Genomic DNA, 1,125 nt, shown 5'->3' with positions numbered 1-1,125 from the left:
TAGTGTTGCGTCCGCTAAATTTCTATACCGTTATTTAGTCAGTGGCTTCCCGGTGTAAGTCCACTTAAAAGGCTTGGCCCACAGCTCGTTATAGTTGCGAATATATGCCATTATCTGCTTGATCAGTTGCTGTTTTGATTTCCAAATTCCACCGCGCAAAACATCGCGCGTGAAGATGTTAAACCATATTTCGACTTGATTCAGCCAAGAAGAATAGGTCGGCGTAAAATGCAGGGTCAGCCTCCGCCTTTTTGCCACCCAGTCCATGACCGCCTTGTGCTTGTGTACACTCAAATTATCCAAGATTACATGCAGCTGCTTGCCTGGATATTTTCTATATATGTGTTTCAGATAATTTAAGAATTCTTTGTGGGTATTGCGTTGAATACATCGACCATCAATCGTGCCTTCGTGAACAGCAAGGGCTGCCAGTAAGCAGGTCGTCCCGTTTCTTTTGTAGGTAGCTGTCAACCGTTTAGGATTACCTTTGCGAATAGGGAGCATTGGTTGGGTGCGATCAAGCGCTTGAATCTGAGACTTTTCGTCGACGCATAAGACAAGCGCATTCTCAGGTGGGTTCATATAGAGCCCGATGATCGCCATCTGTTTTTCTTCAAATTCAGGATCAGGACTCTTGCCACACCAGTATTCAGTCTTGTGGGGCTTGATGGAGGCCTGCGAAAGAATGTCGCCGATGGTTGTTTTTCCATGGCCAGTAACTTCAGCCAATTTTCGGACGCTCCATCGGCTACTTCCATCAGGCGGCGTTGTGCAAGCCAAGGCGACGATGCTCGATTTTTCTTCAGGCGAAATGGTTGAAGGCTTGCCGCTACGCTGGCTGTCATTGAGGCCTTCAGGCCCGTTGGATAAGTATCGCTTGCGCCATTTGATACAGCTTTGACGCCCTAGACCAACATTCGATGAAATTTCGTTGAGCGTTCGGCCTTCGCATGTTTGCAAGATTACTTGAGCGCGTTTTGCTATTCGCTGTTCCGTTTTCCCAGAACGTGCCCACATGACCAACGTTGCCCGATCCTCTGGCGTTAATTCTATATGTACTGACCTGCCCATTTCGCCTCCTTGATTTGGAGGCTATGATAGTATAATTATTTAACGGACGCAACA

At 47.1% G+C, this 1,125-nt stretch carries 1 protein-coding gene; it reads right to left on the bottom strand.

Going from position 1 to position 1,125, the window contains the following annotated elements:
* Positions 1 to 30 precede the first annotated feature (30 nt).
* On the bottom strand, positions 31 to 1,071 hold the full coding sequence (locus ACTVJH_RS15865; RefSeq protein WP_455992863.1) for an IS630 family transposase: 1,041 nt from the start codon (positions 1,069 to 1,071) through the stop codon (positions 31 to 33).
* Positions 1,072 to 1,125 lie beyond the last annotated feature (54 nt).

Source organism: Desulfoplanes sp. PS50 (genome assembly GCF_053851535.1).
The sequence above is the reverse complement of the archived record's forward strand: the minus strand, read 5'-3'. Positions and strand labels throughout refer to the sequence as shown.